Genomic DNA, 15,669 nt, shown 5'->3' with positions numbered 1-15,669 from the left:
TGTTTAAGAGAATTTAGCCTGATGCCTACCGTCTTAAACCTGCTTAATAATATCGAGCTTATCTCCCGGGGCCATCACTTTGCCGATGAGGCCGCGCGCTTCCAGCGCTTCCACAAAGTTTTGCGCATCCTGTCTGATTGGCTCAAATGTATTATAATGAACCGGAACGACCAGCTTGGCCCGGTACCACTCTGCTGCCTGCAAGGCTTCCTCCGGTCCCATCGTAAAGTGATCACCAATCGGAATAAAGGCAACATCAATGACCTCATGTTCGCCAATCAGCTTCATATCGCTGAACAATGCAGTGTCGCCGACATGCAATATCGTCAGCCCTTCAGCGCGAATGACATAGCCCGAAGCCAGCCCGCCGTATGTAATCGTCTGCTTTTCTTCGTCAATAATGCCTGAAGTATGAATAGCTGGTACCATTTTGGCCTGCGCAAAGCCTAAATCGACGGTGCCTCCAATATTCATCGGTATCGTCTGTACACCTTTCCATGACATATAAGCCGCTAGTTCAAAATTAGCTACAACAGGAGCATCATTTGCTTTAGCTATTGGCGCCGCATCCAAAATATGATCTTGATGAGCGTGTGTCAGAAGGACAGCATTCACTTTAATATCTTCGGGTTTCGTAACTGCCTGCCCATTTCCACTTATGAACGGATCAATAATCAGCGACTTGTCCCCTGTTATGAGCTGCACAGCAGAATGTCCATGATAAATAATTTGCATCGCTTCCTGCACTCCTTTAACGATAAGTTTGCTTGAAGTCCTCGTTTCCATATTACGCTCCTGCCTGCCGAGTTGCAACCTGTCACGCTGAGCGGAGCCTTGAATAGGCGTGAAGGGCAAGCAAAAGGCGGCCAAACGATAACAATCGCTTGCCGCCCGCCATGCTTGATGAAGAAGCTTTATAATGAAAAAAGTTTATTTTTTGCTGCTATCCTAGCTTAGTCCTTCAAGAATCCGATCCTGAATGATCGAGTCATCCTCAACAATCGTTGCTCCGGCCTTCATAATATAAATAATGCCTCCAAAAAAACAAGCCGTAAGAATCAAAAAACACAACATCGCTCACACCCCCTTGAACTATTTCCTCTACCCTTATTATAGGAGAGTATTGGGGGCAGTGGCGCAGGAGAATTTAACAGGATGGTGAACATCTGCTGCTGTCTGCACATGAATTTGTACAAACCCAAATTAGCTTTGAATTTTATCCATTGTACAACTGGCCGCAATCTATTATGCTAGTCGACGATAATGATTATCAATATCTTTGAGACGATGCAGGAGGAGAACCACAATGAAACAAGCAGGACGCATTATTTCTTTACTTACTACTGTCGCATTAATGGGGGCATTATTGTTGGCATGCGGAAGCAACACGGAGCAGTCGGCTGCTGAGCAGGCAAGCACCGCTCCTACTACAGAAGCGAGCAGCTCACCAGCTGCCGAAAGCCCAGCGGCTTCAGCAGAAGCTGAAACGGGAACGCGCATTTTCAAAGACTGGACAGGCCATGGGGTTGAAGTTCCGGTTACGCCTCAACGCGTTATTTACCATGGCGAGACGACAGGCGATTTGCTTGCGCTTGGCGTTACACCTATCGGGGTGATGAAAAACACAGAAGGGTCCGTCTACGAGGAGCAAATTAAAGATGCGGAAGATGTTGGCTTTCCAATCAGCGTTGAAAAGTCATTGTCGCTTTCTCCTGATTTGATCATTTTCGGCAACTCAGATGACGCCCAATATGAGGCGCTTGCCAAAGTCGCACCAACCATTACCTTTGATACGTTTGCTCCGCTTGAGGACCGCATGCGCATTTTGGGCGATCTGCTTAATAAGAAGCAGGAAGCCGAGGATTGGATTGCCCAATATACAGCGAAAACAAAAGAAATGTGGGCTATGCTGCACGAGAACGGCTTGAAAGAAGGAGAAACAGCTTCCGTCTTCACAATGTATCCAGGCAACCGCCTGTTCATTATGGCCAATGCCGGACTTCCACAAGCGGTTTACAACGAGGACGGCTTCAAGCCGACTCCGTTAATCCAGGAAATTATTGACGCTGGCGAAGGCTTCCGGGAAATCTCTTCGGAAATTTTGCCTGAAGCTGCAGGCGATCGTATTTTCATTTTGAACCCTGTACCTGAAGATGCCAAGAAAGATACGGAAGAATTGCTGAAAAGCACCATTTGGAAAAACCTCCCTGCTGTAAAAGAAGGAAAAGTATACTACTTTGACATTCAGAAAGCATCCAGCGACGCAACTTCCCGCGACTGGCTCATTGACGCGCTGCCAGCAGAAATTTTGAAAAAATAACGTTTAACGCGCAAGCTTCGTTACAAATAATAAACGATACAGGTCGAGTTACAGGGCATGATTTAGCCCTGGCTCAGCCTGTTTTCTTTTTCGTCCATTCGCTTCCCCTCCATTCTATGGCATAATGAAAGGAAACAATGCAATCCTATTGCTAATGAACTTAAAAGTAAGGAGTTCCGCTCGCATGAATGCCCATGAAACCCCGTCCGTTCCGCTTCACCACCTTATGCTTAAGCTTGTCAGCATGAAACGGTTAACGAAGTCTGCGGACATTACTTTCGCCGAGCAAACCGTCGAGAGCCATACGCTGCTCATCATTGTCGACAGTGAAGGCACCCTTTATTTGAACAATCGCTATGTCCGGTTTGAAGCGTTCAGCGCATTCCAATTAGCCCCCGGAGATTGCTACCAATTTGATGGCCAGACGAATGAAACGATGAACTACTATTGCCTCGTTTATTCGGTCGTTCGCCTCGACTATGTTCAGCCATCGTATTACCAGCAATCGCTGTTTCCTGGCAAGCATGAGCTGCGCCTTTACCCGCTTGCTCCATACGCCAAGCTGCTGGAAGCGATACAGGCAGATGGCAAAGCGCTGCAAGGCATCGAAGCGTATAAGCAAAATCTCGCTTTCCAAAAGCTGATGGGCATGCTGCTGGAGCAGCATCTTCCAGCAAGCCAAGGGAATCGCCAGCTGTATTCATTAGAAGATACGGTTCACTATATTCAGCTTCATTATAAGAGTCCGCTTACGGTCAAGCAGCTCGCAGCGCTGACGAACATGCCCCAGTGGCAATACAGCTCCTTATTTAAAGCGCTCACTGGCAAAAAGCCGCTCGATTATTTAGTATCGCTGCGCATTGACCATGCCAAGGAATGGCTCGCGAACTCCCATGCCTCGCTGCGTGAAATTGCCGAATGGTGCGGCTTCGCTGACGAATATTATTTCAGCCGCCGCTTCCGGCAAATGACCGGCGGTTCGCCAAGGCAGTATGCCCTTTCCATGCGGCAGCGCGTTCAGGTGAAAGACTGGATGGGACATCAAGTTATCATTCCAGCAGAGCCACAGCGCATCCTGTATTATGGCGAGACACTGGGTGACCTGCATGTACTCGGGTTTCAAACGGTAGGGGGAGCGGATTATTCCGTTTTTCCGGTGTTCAATAAAGAACAAGCAGCGGAGCAGGAGCCTGATTTGATTATTTTAGCGAGCGGTGACGAGCAGATTTATGAGCAGGCGGCGGACATTGCCCCGACGCTTGCCTTTAACTCTTGGGGAACGCTCGAGGAGCGTTTGCTTATGCTTGGTGACTGGCTAGGCAAGAAACAGGAGGCGTTGCGCTGGCTTGCTAGACATGAGCGGCGGACAGAACAGATGTGGCAGCAGCTAGGCAGCCATATAAGGGAAGGCGAGACCGCCTCCGTATTCATTTTTGAACGGGGAAATCGGCTGTTTATTATGGCTGGCAGCGGGCTGGCATCCACCCTCTATCATCCGCTTGGCTTTGCCCCAATCAGCGAAGTGAAAATGCTCATTGCCGCTCAGCGGGCTTATAAGGAAATTACAGTCGGCTCCCTGCCCCAATATGCCGGAGATCGCCTGTTTATGATCGTGCCCGACACAGAGGATTCTCGGCAAGCGATGGAATCACTTATAAGCAGCCCACTCTGGCAGCAGCTTCCGGCTGTGCAAAAGGGCCATGCTTACGTAGTCGACAATAGCTGGAACTACGGCGATGCGGAAACAGCAAACAAGCTGCTCGGCATGCTGCCCAAATTATTGCAAAAACCGTCCTGAAGCCTCAGCTTCGGGACGGTTTTTTAGTTGGATTTGTAGTTGGATTTTAAGTTAGTTTTTCAATTAGCCTTTCACTGTGCGGTTTTCCACCAAATGGAGGATGGAAGCCGGCCAGCCCCGACGGCTACCGGCTCGCCAATGATAGGCGTTGCAACTTGCACATTCAGCTGCTTGGCCGCTTGCGTCACGCGCTCTACTGGATCATTCCAGTCGTGGAAGCTGAGTGTAAAAGCTCCCCAATGGATCGGAAGCAGCGTTTTTCCTTTTACATCGACATGGGCCTGCACCGTTTCTTCTGGCATCATATGAATCGACGCCCAGCGCGGATCATATTGTCCGCATTCCATAAGGGTCAGATCAAACGGACCGTATTTCTCGCCAATTTCTTTGAAATGCGCGCCATAACCGCTGTCGCCGCTAAAATAAATGTTAGCTGCACGTCCTGTAATCACCCAAGAGCACCACAACGTAGAATCCCGGTTGTTGAGGTTTCGTCCTGAAAAATGCTGCGCTGGAGCGGCCGCCAAGCGAATGCCTTCAAACTCCAGCTCTTCCCACCAGTCATGCTCGGTTATAATCGATTTCTCCACTCCCCACCGCTCCAAATGGCTGCCTACGCCGAGCGGAACGATAAAACGGCGAACTTTGTTTTTAAGCTTGAGAATCGAATCATAGTCCAAATGATCATAATGATCATGGGATAATACAACAGCGTCAATTTGCGGCAGCTCGGCAATTTCAAACGGCAATTTGCCGCTATAACGTTTGTTTCCGAAAAAAGGGAACGGCGTCGGCGCTTGGCCAAACATCGGATCGAGTAATATATGTTTTTCATCCAGCTCCAGCAGCATAGCCGAATGTCCAAACCAAGTGACTCGCGCTTGCTCGCCCTTATCGTCCCCGCCAAATTGCAGCTTCTGCAGCGGCAGCTGCGCCTGTGGCTTGCGATTTGGGTTTGTTTTCATATAATCGCGCAGCATGGAAAATAGGTTGCTTGCACTGTTGTCCATAGCCGTCGCACTCAAATTTTTAAACTTGCCGTCCTTGTAATGGGGCAAACGTGAAAATGCAGCAAGCTGCTCCTTCGTTAACACGCCTCCAAGCGCAGGATAGAACTTTAAAACAAGCATTACCGCAAGCAGCAGTACAGCAAGCACAATAATAGCAGTCAGCATGGCGATTACTCCTTTAAATTATGGTTAATGAAAGATAAACTCCATATAAACGAACGATCATTTATTAAAATAAAACTGTTGATAATTTAAATCGAGCTCCTTCGCTAATAATAAATGATCATTCAGTTATTGTCAATATAGGTGCAACTCCTCCTGCTAGCTATTCGTCTAAAAGATTGTAACATTTTTCACAGCTTCTCTGCGCCTAATGGATTATAATAGAAGCGAGCCCGGAAGAATAAGGAGGAAGCCCATATGTCTATCCAACATACCGTACATTTCAAAATCATTCGCCCCCATGAAACGAAGACGCTGCACGGGTTGATTTTTCTGGAAGAGAACCAGCACCCCACTGTAGAAGATTATGCCAAATGCCTTAAATTGTGCGGCCACGATGTGGTCATCCACGATGCCGATAAGTTTATTTTCAAAGCAGAATCTGATGGTCAATCCTATTTAATTGATGTTCTAGAGGATTTCGAGAAGCGCGTGCGCGATCTTGATGCTGAAAACCTCAGCAGAAGCTTCCAGAAGCCAAACCCTAGCTTTTAATCCAGCCCACCTTCTTATAGTAAAAAAACGCCAAGCTCCAGTCCTTCGCAGGTCTGATGCTTGGCGTTTTGCTTCTCATTTTGCTTACTATCTGACCGGACGGCGCTCGCTCGCTTGCGGAAAGTAGCCAATCGACGTTGCATACGCAAGCATATTTCCGATCAGCTGCTCATTAGGCGCTGCGCATGTAATGCCCGATTGCTGCAAAGCAGCGGTTGTCCGCTCGCAGCTGTAGCGATAGGCAGAGTCCTTCGCCCCATCGCCTTCCAATTGCGCGATCGCAAGCTGCACGCCCTCCTGATTTTTCAGGATGGCTTTATCAAGCAGCCACTTCGTATAAGCGGCTGGGCTTGACGTCTCTATGGCGTAGCCATTGCTGCGCAGCATGTCCATCAACGTTTCGTAAGGCAGTGGCTCCGGGTTGCAAATATGGTAGACACCTCCGGCTGTATCCGGCTGCAGCGCCAGACTGACAATCGACTGGCCCGCATAATCAATGGGCGTAATATCGATGTCCCAAGTAACCTCTGGCGCTTGTCCAAGCAGCAGCATCGATTTGAGCATACGGTAAAACGCATTGCTGTCAATGTTGCGCTGGAAGCTTCCGCTTACCGAGTGGCAGGACAAATTGCCTGCCCGGTAAATGCTGACGGGAACGCCCTGCTCAGCAGCAGCATACAGCAGCTTCTCTGCTTCCATCTTGCTATTCGTATACAAGCTCTCGACACGCAGCTCCGGCGCAAGCTCTCCAGCGGCTACAACTGCTTCCCATTGCCCGCTTAAAGCCAAGTCCTCTGGAATGCCAAGCGTAGAAATATGGTGGAAGCGAACCGTTTGGCGGCAAGCTGCGGCTAGCTCCAGCAAATACGCCGTCCCATTCACATTCGTACGGGCAAACTGTCCCTCTTCGCCAAAGTGCCTCACATCCGCTGCACTGTGCATAATTGCATCCAGACTGCTCATTAACTGCTGATACTGCTGCTCCTCAAGCCCGAGCCGCGGCATTTCCAAATTGCCTTCTACCGCTACAACGCGCCCTTCCATTAATGGAATAGCCGCATCTCCAAAATAATACGCAAGATGGCTCCGCAGTCTCGCTTCACCCGGCTCTGTTCCTGGCCGTACGAGGCAATAAATGGTCGCGTCACTTTGCATCAGCAATTCGTAGAGCAAATAGCCGCCTAGATATCCGGTAGCTCCAGTTAACAGCATGGCCTTCGGCTGCTGCTCAAAGCTGACAGATAGTTCAGGCTTATAGCGCATAGCTGGCAGCTCTTCCAGTGGCAAAGCTGGCCCAACATGGCGGGCCGTCTCCTGCTGCTCTGGCGCTTCGGCAGCAAGCTGCTCGATGCGTGCGGCAATCGCTTCGATCGTTCTATATTGAAATAAATCATTAATTTTCAATTCCGGGTAATACGGCTTGAGACTGGCCAAAATATGAATAATTCCGAGCGAGTCGCCGCCAATCGTAAAGAAATCATCATGAATGCCGATATGAACGAGGCTGAGTGCCTCGGCCCATGCGCCCGCAATCATTCGTTGGATGCCATTTTGAGGGGCAACGTAGTCGACGCTGATCTGCTCCTCTTGGTAGGAATAGCTGTGCAGCTTTTTCCGGTCGATTTTCCCGGTTGGAGAAATCGGCATTTCGTCCAGCTGGACGATCCATTTAGGTACAAAATAAGAGGGCAGCTTATCGCCCAGCTCTTGCTTAATGGTAACGGTAGTGAGCGGTTTACCGTCCTTTGAAGTAAAGAAGCCGACGAGCATATTTTGCTCCTGTGCATCTTTTTTGCAGATGACTGCTACGTTTTGCACATTGGCGATTTTCGAAAAGCTGTCTTCGATTTCCCCAATCTCAATGCGATGTCCGCGAATTTTTATTTGCGAATCCCGGCGTCCTACATATTCAATTGTGCCGTCCGGCAGCAGCTTCGCAATATCGCCTGACTTATAAATTTGACCGTCGCCAAATGGATTGGCGACAAAGGCATCCGCCGTTTTCTCCGGCTGATTTAAATACCCTTTCGCCAGGCCGATTGTCTCAATCAGCACCTCGCCGTGCACATGCACCGGGCATAGCTGGTTCAGCTCGTTGACGATATACACTTTGTAGTTTTGGATCGGCTTGCCGATTGGCACGTTGGTTAAATCATCGGAAATATAGCCGCTGATTTTATGGGTTGTGGTGCACACGGTGCATTCCGTAGGACCATATACATTAACGATAGCAATATTGTCCTGGAACTTCCGCTGGAACGCCCGCACCTGCTCGCCATAAAGCGCCTCTCCTGCTACAGTGATCAGCTTTACGCCTGCAAGCTTTTTGTAACCCTCCTCCGACAAATAAGCCGATAGCTGGTTAAAAAAGACGGTTGGCAAAATCGTAATAATCGTCGTTTTCGTCCGTTCGATCGCTGAAGCAAATTCCTCTACGGATACGCGTTCCTCTGGAGACAATAAGTACAAATGCGCACCATAGAACAGCGCTCCAATCGTATCCCATACCGATGCGTCAAAGCTGTAGGTCGCGAACTGCGTCAGTATATCCTCATGCCCAATTTCACAATCCTGCCGCACCGTGTCGCCGAGATTGACGACTCCTTCATGCGCAATGAGAGCTCCCTTCGGCCTTCCCGTAGAGCCAGACGTATAAATAATATAGGCCAAATCATCCGGTGCTACCTGAACGTTCGGGTTCGAAGCCTCTACCCTGTCATAATCGATATGCTCCACTACGATAATTTCCTTCAACTGCTCAAGCCCTTCGGACTGATGCTGCGCCTGCTCTTCGTATTTCGCTTTGGTCAGCACGAATACCGACCGGGTATCTTGCAAAATGTAGCGGTTGCGCTCCTCTGGATGCTCGGGATCGAGCGGCACATAGGCGGCTCCCGCCTTCAAAATGCCAAGCAGGCTGACAATGAGCTCCAAGCTCCGCTCCATGTAAATGGTGACGAAATCGCCTTTGCTCACGCCTTTGCTGATCAACAGGTTCGCCATTTGGTTCGCCTGCTCATTGAGCTCGCGGTATGTAAGCTCCCCGTGAATAGATGATACTGCCGTTCTCTCGCCATGCTGCGCCGCAGCAAGCTCAATCATGCCATGAATCGTCTGCTGGCGATCATAAGCGCCAGCTGTCGCATTCATTTTCTCATAGACGAGCCGGTCCTCAGCGGTTAATAGATCAATGGCTGCCACATGCGCGGCGGGATCAGTTAAAGCGGCTGTAAACAGCGTCTGATAATAAGCGGCATAGCGGTCGACGGTTGCTTTCTCCAGCAACGATCGGTCATATTGCATGCTGAGCTGCCACTTTCCATTGTGTTTCAGAAGTTGAAGGCTGATAATTTCCGAAGTAGGCTGTACCGGGTGTCGATGCGAGAAGCGAGTGTCATAATGGGCTTGTTCCGAGGTTGATCCATCCTTTACAGCTTGCACTAACGAGGTTTTTAGGCTATCAAATGTAGGCGTTTCTTCGATCTGGACTAACCATGGCTTATCGTTGCCCTGGCTATCCTGCACACCGATGAGCAGCTGCTTCTCGCTTGAAAGTCGGTATAAGAGCGCTGCATACGCCGCAGCGGCCTCTGCTTCTAAATCCTTTTCTTCTCTCGTTTCTATCAGTTGGCTTACCTGTTCGCCCAGCGCGTATTCTTCCGTTGCATAAGAATACGTGCGGTTATGACGCGAAAAATCTAGTGGAATTAATAAGACAAAATCGCTGGAAGCAATCTGGTTAGTTGTAGTGTGTTTATTTTCCGTCATAATTGTAAAACCTCCTGTGGGGGATTTGCCCCGCAGCCGCCACGCAGCCGCAGGGCTCCCTTTATGATAGTTATACCGGGATTAAGAAGTACGGACCTGGAAATGGTTGATGAGCTCCTGCAGCTCTTCCGACATTTGCGTCAATTGAGTCGACGATTCCACAATGGCATTCATCGATTCTTTTTGCTCGGCAATCGATTTGGAAATTTTCGCACTGTTTGCTGCTGTAATGCCTGCGGAAGCCGACAGATTTTCAGCCGTAGCCGTCAATTCTTCCGTACCAGCTGAAATTTGCTCTGTGGAGCTCGATACTTCTTGAATTTGCAGCGTTACACTGCGGGTAGCGGACAAAATATCGTCCAGAAGCGAACCCGTCTCGCTGGAAATTTGCAAGCCCGTACGAACTTGGCCTGTTCCCTGATTCAGTGCATGGACAGCTGTCGTAATTTCCTGCTGAATTTCTTTAATCAATCCGGAAATTTGCGTTGCCGAGCTATTGGACTGCTCCGCCAGCTTGCGAACCTCGCCTGCTACGACTGCAAAACCTTTGCCATGTTCGCCGACTCTTGCCGCTTCAATCGCTGCGTTAAGCGCCAGAAGATTGGTCTGTGTCGCAACGCCCATAATGAGCGAAACGATATTTTCAATTTCCTGTGAACGGCTGGCGAGTGATTGAATGGCACTGGAGGATTCGACCACAAACTTTTCAATCTGTTCCATCTGCTCAACAACCTGGCCTACGACTTTATTGCCTTCCTTCGATTTGTGCTCCATATCGCCAGCTTCTTCTGCTACGCTCGACGAGCTGTGAGCAATGTTTTGAATAACGGTCGACATTTCGTTCATTGCTTTGGCTGCTTCCCCGGAGGACAACTCCTGGTTGGCAATTTCGATGTTGATTTCCCGCATGTTTTCGGTAATTTCCTCTACCGTTTTGCTGTTCTTTTCGGAAAACTCATACAAGGATTTAGCCGAATCTGTTACAGCATGCGAAGTTAGACGCACTTTGACCATCATGTCGTTAATTTTACGAATCATAATGTTGAACTTGTGATTAACAACACCGAGATCGTCGACGCCCGATTTCAGTTCGACATTCAAGTTGCCTTCGCTTACTTCTTCAATACCTTTAATCAGCTCTTTGATGGGCTTCATGGTCATTCGCGAAACGAAGAACTGAAGCAAGAAAATGAGCACAAGGAAAATGAGCATGATTGAAATGCCGCTGACCAGCAGCGTGTGCAGACCGTTAGGCACAGCGCTCGCATCTACATCCGCCGCGAAGAAAGCAAATACGTTGCCACCGCTGTCTTTGATTGGATAAAGAATTGTCGTCCAAATGCCAAAATCATCAGTGTAAAAGCTGGTGAATGTAGGCACTCCGGTTTTCAACATTTCCTCTACAGCGGTCGACATTGCTGCTGGCTGCTCATACATCGTGCCAACACCCATGTTTTCAGCGGAGAAGGCTTCTACGAGACTTGTAGGCATAGCAATAATTGACGTTTGATTGCCATTCGTCAGCTCCGTTCCGAATACATAAGCCTGTGCGATATTCGGGTTATATTTATGTATCAGATCCAGCGTTGCTTTCAATTCCAATTGGGTGGCGCCTTCGTAGCTTTTCTCGGCAATGGCTTGCTGGATTTTCGCAGGTTCCATTTCCTGTGCCCATTCCTGTGTAATGGCGCTAATTTGTCCACGAAGCTGCTTAATCAAAATATCCTTCTGAATGATGTAGCCTGATGCAATTAAAATGGATCCAATCAATACGATGTTAAAGAAGGCAAGCAGCAAATTTTTAGAAAAAAAGGACATTCTTTTTATGAATTGCATTCTGTCAACGCTCCTATATGTATGATGTAATGCTACTTTCAAAAATGATTGTGACGGTTCGTTCACGGCTCGGTCATCCGGCTGTTGCAGTAGACTGCATTCTATTTGCTTCCCACCCATGACTGTGACTAAAGTTCTATTGTCAAAACTTGTTATGTCCCGATTCGCACTTTAGCCTTATACCGGTTTGTTTATCAGAAAATTCTAAACATTAACCACTCCCTCGCTTTTCTACTCTATATCTCTCTATATGATCTGTCGAAAGTTTCCCCTCAAACTAGTTCAATACATTATTCAACAGATACTACTAATACTATCGACCTATTCAATACGAATAGTAATAGATTTTGCTAAATTGTTATTTATCTTATGTAAAAATTTATACAACAGTTAAAACGAAAACAAGCGAACGACAGGAAATCCCTGTGTCCGCTTGCCCTCAAACCGAGTATAACAGCTTGCTTCAACGACTATATCACTTGCCTGACCACACCACTGTAATTTCGTAATAGCCATCTTTGTCCCGGTCAGGAGCACCGGTAATCGTTACAGCTAGATCGTCATCCTTTTTGCCTACCATCGTTAATGAATTGCTGCTTACATCCTCTGAAGTATCCGTCAGCTCTTTCGTTTGGAAATAGGCTTTGTAGACTACGCCAAGCGAGTCCAATCCATTTTTCGTCTCATAGACGAAGTACACCGATTTCTTGTTGTCCCGGTTATTTTCCACCGTCTCTTTTATTTTCGCATCTTTCGGAATCGGGAAATCTGCCGGCAAATATTTCGGGCGCTGGCCTGTGTACACATTGCTATTGGTTCCACCGCCTCCGGTGGAGGAGCTGCTGCCGATGGTTACCTTATTGCTTCCTGCATCGTAAGTAACGGGCACATTCAAAGCATCTGCAATCGAGCGCACCGGCAAGTAGGTCGAGCCATTATAAGTAATTGGAGCCTGCTTGGCGCCATTGCCATCAACTAGCGAGTACGCGCTGCCATTAAGCTCGATTTTTAAGCCATTATTCAAATAAGCTTTAATTTGCTCCAAGTTGCTTCCTGCATATACGCCTGCCGAGCCGGTAAGCACCATGCCGAACACCGCTGCGGAAATGACCATTTTTTTGCTTTTCACATCTATCTACCCCTGTCTATTGAAAATAATATTCCCCCCAATCCTTACCTCCTCTGGATGCTCCTAAAACCATTTTCTGCAAAAATAGTTCTAATTTCCTTGCCGCGCTTCAGCAGCTATCTTGAAGCCTACGACTCAGGAACCAGCAGCAGGGCTGTACATGCGCGTTTCTTCAAGCAGCCTTACGACTTCCTCCAAATGCTTATCTAGCGTAATCGGATTGTAATTCCCCCATATTGGGTCGACGATATAGGCGCTGCCGCTGCGGACGGCGGGCAAACTGTTCCATATCGGATGATTCAAAATCGCCCGTCCTTGCTGTTCATCCACCCCGGTAGGGGCAAGCGAAAAAAACACCCGGTCACCCGCGTAAACCGGCAGCTCCTCAAGCCGTATCGGCATCCATTTCAGCTGCTTGTTCCGCTCCGTCAATGCTTTCAAACGCTCAGGCAGCTTAAAGCCGATCCCCTCATAGAGCGTATGCCCAAAATGATGCGTCCCATACATATACAGCGTCTGATCCACATAAACGAACGCCGAAGCCGTCTCGCCCGGACGGATACAACAGCCTAGCCGCTCGCGCGCCAGCACCGCCTTTTCCATATAGCCCGCGATCCACTCCTCCGCCTCCTTTTGTCTGCCCAGCAGCTCGCCCACCGCACGCAGCCGTCCATACACATCATCGTTCCAGCTCACATGCGCCATAGGAGCAATTTTTACCAATTGATCGATGAGCGCTGCCTTTATAAAGCTGGGGTACAAAATTAAATCGGGATTGAGCTGCATAATTTGCTCCGCATCAATCGGCTCCTCAATGCCATGAACGCCGCGCAGCGCCTCCTCCTCAAAAACAGGAAACATCGCGCTGTTCACCGCTATCGGGCGAATGCCAAGCGCCAGCAGCTCGCCAATGTATTGAATCGAAAATATACGCGGAGCGCGACCGAATTCCTGCATATATTGCGTCGGTGTAAGTCCGGTCGTCTGCTTGAAGCGCCGGCTGAAATAATATTCATCCCCGAAGCCGACCCGCCCGGCAATTTCGCGAACGCGGGCCGTTTGGCTGAGCAGCAGCTGCTTTGCCCGCTCGATCCGCAGTGCAGTCAAATAAGCAGTTGGCGTGCTGCCCGTTAATGCTTTGAACTTTTCCCCATATTGCCAGCGGCTCATGTTCACTTCCTGTGCCAGACGCCCAATCGAAATTTCCTCTTTGTACGAATGCTGCATAAAAGAAATCGTCCGCTCCACTGCCCCTCTGGCATCCGGCTCGTCCTCCTCTTTGTGCTGGCGCTTCAGCACCTCCAGCATGAGCTGCTGAAACTGAATATGGCGCTGAAGCGCCTCCAGCTTTCCAAGGGGCGGCTTGCCGCGAAGCGACAGCAGCATATCCTCCAATAATGCAAATGGTTCAAAAACCATTTCGCCGCCATCCGCAAGCAGCTCCTCATCCTGTGCACCGATCTCGAAAGAGAGCTCGTATAATCGAATCGGCTGAAAAGCTTCGCTTTCGACGCCGATCGCTGTGTTGGGCGCCAGCAAAAAGCATTTGCCGTATGCAGCGGGATGGCTCACCCCGTTAATCGTAATGGTGCCCTGCCCCTGCGTGACGGCCAGCAGCGTATAGGCGGTCAGCCAGACGAAGGCCCGCCCTTTACCCTGCTCTTCATCTTTCCGGCAGTCATAGAGCCGATACTCCAGCCCCGAGAACAAAAGTGCTGGAGGAAGCGCAGCCGCTTGTCCATCATGCTGATATGCCATCCTTTACCTCCCGCTAGTGATAACCGTTATCAATATATGCTCCCATTATAAAAGATTCCGGGAGAGGCGTAAACGGCTCATAGCTAAGGCTTCATATTATTACGATTATACTCGTATATGGCTTGCTCTTAGCCGCTTATTGCTTCGCTAGCAGCTCATTCGTCATTTCATCCAGCAGCCAATCAAGTGTAAGCGGATCGTTGAACGACCAGCGTTTGCCCACGATGTAGGCATGGCCATTTTTCACCGCAGGGATGTTTTTCCACACAGCGCCGTTAATTATTTCTTCCGTGCCCTTCTTGGCATCCTCGTTGTCATCCTGCAAAATCAGGAATATATGGTCGCCAGCAAAATCCGGCAGCGCCTCTAGCGATATTTCCTTCCACAAGTCCTTGCCGTCCTTGAACAGCTCGCCTACTTTGTCCGGCGCTTTAAATCCGAGTGCATCATACATCGTTGGCCCCAAACGCTGCGGCCCATAAATGTACAGCTTGCCGTCTACATGCACGACGAACGCGGAAGCTGTTCCACCCGCTGCAACAACTGGCTTCAGCAGCTCACGCTTCTCTTCGCTTTTCGCCTCATATTTTTTAATCCAATCTTCAGCTTGCTCCGGCTTGCCGACAATTTCGCTCAAGGAGCGCAGACGGCTAAAAATGTCGCCGCTGTAATCAATGACCACCGTTGGGGCGATTTTGGACAATTCCTCGAACTCCGCCGCATCCAGGAAATTTGGCACGATAATAAGATCAGGCTCCAGCGCCAGCACCTTCTCCAAATTCGTCGATACGCCCTCACCGCTAACGTCTGCGATACCTTGCAGCTTCTCCTCACCAAGAACCGCTTTGGCATTCAGGAAGTTCGTACCTACCATTGGAAAACCAAGCGCCATCATCTCGGAAGCATAATAATGCGCAACAATTCGCTGCGGATTGCTTGGCAGCTCTACCTCTCTGCCCATTACATCCTTATAAATGCGGGCTGCAGCCTGCTCTTCCGTCGCTGCTGGCTGTGCAGATGCAGACTCAGTTGCTGCTGCGGCAGGCGTCGAGCCCGCACCCTCCGCTGAATGGCCTGCATTCGAGCCGCAGGCTGCAAGCAGCAGCATGAGCAAAGCTGCCGCGCTCACAAAAATCAATCGTTTTGAAGCAGAAAACAACGAAACAAACATAAGACCTCTCCCTTTTATATGATAATAATTCTCAATGATAGCTTCTTTATTCTACTCTGCCCTTTTGCTTCCTTCAATGGACTTTTTCACAGTTTTGCATAGACGAATTTTGCGGAGGCCCAACCTGAATTAAACGGCTGCCAACAATAAAAAAACCACTGG

At 49.1% G+C, this 15,669-nt stretch carries 11 protein-coding genes; 3 read left to right on the top strand and 8 right to left on the bottom strand.

Annotated features, from left to right (window positions below; genetic code table 11):
• Window positions 1–33: 33 nt before the first annotated feature.
• Together AC6B99_RS19100 and AC6B99_RS19095 are read right to left on the bottom strand one after the other, a co-directional pair.
• On the bottom strand, window positions 34–735 hold the full coding sequence (locus AC6B99_RS19100) for a metal-dependent hydrolase (RefSeq protein ID WP_056032784.1): 702 nt from the start codon (window positions 733–735) through the stop codon (window positions 34–36).
• 213 nt (window positions 736–948) lie between these two features.
• The gene (locus AC6B99_RS19095; RefSeq protein ID WP_257790756.1) at window positions 949–1,074 is read right to left on the bottom strand and encodes a hypothetical protein; all 126 of its coding nucleotides are present in this window, start codon (window positions 1,072–1,074) and stop codon (window positions 949–951) included.
• 232 nt (window positions 1,075–1,306) lie between these two features.
• Between AC6B99_RS19095 and AC6B99_RS19090 the strand changes: the two genes are divergently transcribed.
• The gene (locus AC6B99_RS19090) at window positions 1,307–2,320 is read left to right on the top strand and encodes an ABC transporter substrate-binding protein (RefSeq protein ID WP_056029763.1); all 1,014 of its coding nucleotides are present in this window, start codon (window positions 1,307–1,309) and stop codon (window positions 2,318–2,320) included.
• 184 nt (window positions 2,321–2,504) lie between these two features.
• Window positions 2,505–4,118 (top strand): ABC transporter substrate-binding protein, encoded by a 1,614-nt coding sequence (locus tag AC6B99_RS19085; RefSeq protein WP_496664004.1) that lies wholly within the window; start codon window positions 2,505–2,507, stop codon window positions 4,116–4,118.
• 71 nt (window positions 4,119–4,189) lie between these two features.
• On the opposite strand, the gene AC6B99_RS19080 is transcribed toward AC6B99_RS19085, so the two are convergent.
• Window positions 4,190–5,293, bottom strand: a complete 1,104-nt coding sequence (locus tag AC6B99_RS19080; RefSeq protein ID WP_494858167.1) for an MBL fold metallo-hydrolase — start codon at window positions 5,291–5,293, stop codon at window positions 4,190–4,192.
• 255 nt (window positions 5,294–5,548) lie between these two features.
• Here AC6B99_RS19080 and AC6B99_RS19075 point away from each other — a divergent pair, with 255 nt between their 5' ends.
• Window positions 5,549–5,845, top strand: a complete 297-nt coding sequence (locus tag AC6B99_RS19075) for a hypothetical protein (RefSeq protein ID WP_056029773.1) — start codon at window positions 5,549–5,551, stop codon at window positions 5,843–5,845.
• Window positions 5,846–5,932: 87 nt separating this feature from the next.
• Here the strand turns inward: AC6B99_RS19075 and AC6B99_RS19070 are convergent, their stop codons facing one another.
• From AC6B99_RS19070 to AC6B99_RS19050, 5 genes are all read right to left on the bottom strand, one after another.
• Window positions 5,933–9,613, bottom strand: coding sequence for a non-ribosomal peptide synthetase family protein (locus tag AC6B99_RS19070; RefSeq protein WP_496664003.1), 3,681 nt, complete (start codon window positions 9,611–9,613; stop codon window positions 5,933–5,935).
• A gap of 81 nt (window positions 9,614–9,694) precedes the next feature.
• A complete protein-coding gene (locus tag AC6B99_RS19065) occupies window positions 9,695–11,449 on the bottom strand; it encodes a methyl-accepting chemotaxis protein (protein ID WP_496664002.1) in 1,755 nt (584 codons plus the stop codon).
• Between the two features lie 475 nt (window positions 11,450–11,924).
• On the bottom strand, window positions 11,925–12,578 hold the full coding sequence (locus AC6B99_RS19060; RefSeq protein ID WP_496664001.1) for a stalk domain-containing protein: 654 nt from the start codon (window positions 12,576–12,578) through the stop codon (window positions 11,925–11,927).
• A 135-nt stretch (window positions 12,579–12,713) separates the two neighbouring features.
• Window positions 12,714–14,336 carry a helix-turn-helix domain-containing protein gene (locus AC6B99_RS19055; protein WP_496664000.1) on the bottom strand — a complete coding sequence of 541 codons (1,623 nt, stop codon included), beginning with the start codon at window positions 14,334–14,336 and terminating at the stop codon, window positions 12,714–12,716.
• Window positions 14,337–14,472: 136 nt separating this feature from the next.
• Window positions 14,473–15,507 (bottom strand): ABC transporter substrate-binding protein, encoded by a 1,035-nt coding sequence (locus AC6B99_RS19050; protein WP_056029787.1) that lies wholly within the window; start codon window positions 15,505–15,507, stop codon window positions 14,473–14,475.
• Window positions 15,508–15,669: the final 162 nt, after the last annotated feature.

The organism is Paenibacillus liaoningensis (assembly GCF_059609455.1).
The sequence above is the reverse complement of the archived record's forward strand: the minus strand, read 5'-3'. Positions and strand labels throughout refer to the sequence as shown.

Coding starts and splice junctions, on each gene's coding strand:
- AC6B99_RS19100 (WP_056032784.1), bottom strand. CDS start 735: ATGCAAATTATTTATCATGGACATTCTGCTGTGCAGCTCATAACAGGG.
- AC6B99_RS19095 (WP_257790756.1), bottom strand. CDS start 1,074: ATGTTGTGTTTTTTGATTCTTACGGCTTGTTTTTTTGGAGGCATTATT.
- AC6B99_RS19090 (WP_056029763.1), top strand. CDS start 1,307: ATGAAACAAGCAGGACGCATTATTTCTTTACTTACTACTGTCGCATTA.
- AC6B99_RS19085 (WP_496664004.1), top strand. CDS start 2,505: ATGAATGCCCATGAAACCCCGTCCGTTCCGCTTCACCACCTTATGCTT.
- AC6B99_RS19080 (WP_494858167.1), bottom strand. CDS start 5,293: ATGCTGACTGCTATTATTGTGCTTGCTGTACTGCTGCTTGCGGTAATG.
- AC6B99_RS19075 (WP_056029773.1), top strand. CDS start 5,549: ATGTCTATCCAACATACCGTACATTTCAAAATCATTCGCCCCCATGAA.
- AC6B99_RS19070 (WP_496664003.1), bottom strand. CDS start 9,613: ATGACGGAAAATAAACACACTACAACTAACCAGATTGCTTCCAGCGAT.
- AC6B99_RS19065 (WP_496664002.1), bottom strand. CDS start 11,449: ATGCAATTCATAAAAAGAATGTCCTTTTTTTCTAAAAATTTGCTGCTT.
- AC6B99_RS19055 (WP_496664000.1), bottom strand. CDS start 14,336: ATGGCATATCAGCATGATGGACAAGCGGCTGCGCTTCCTCCAGCACTT.
- AC6B99_RS19050 (WP_056029787.1), bottom strand. CDS start 15,507: ATGTTTGTTTCGTTGTTTTCTGCTTCAAAACGATTGATTTTTGTGAGC.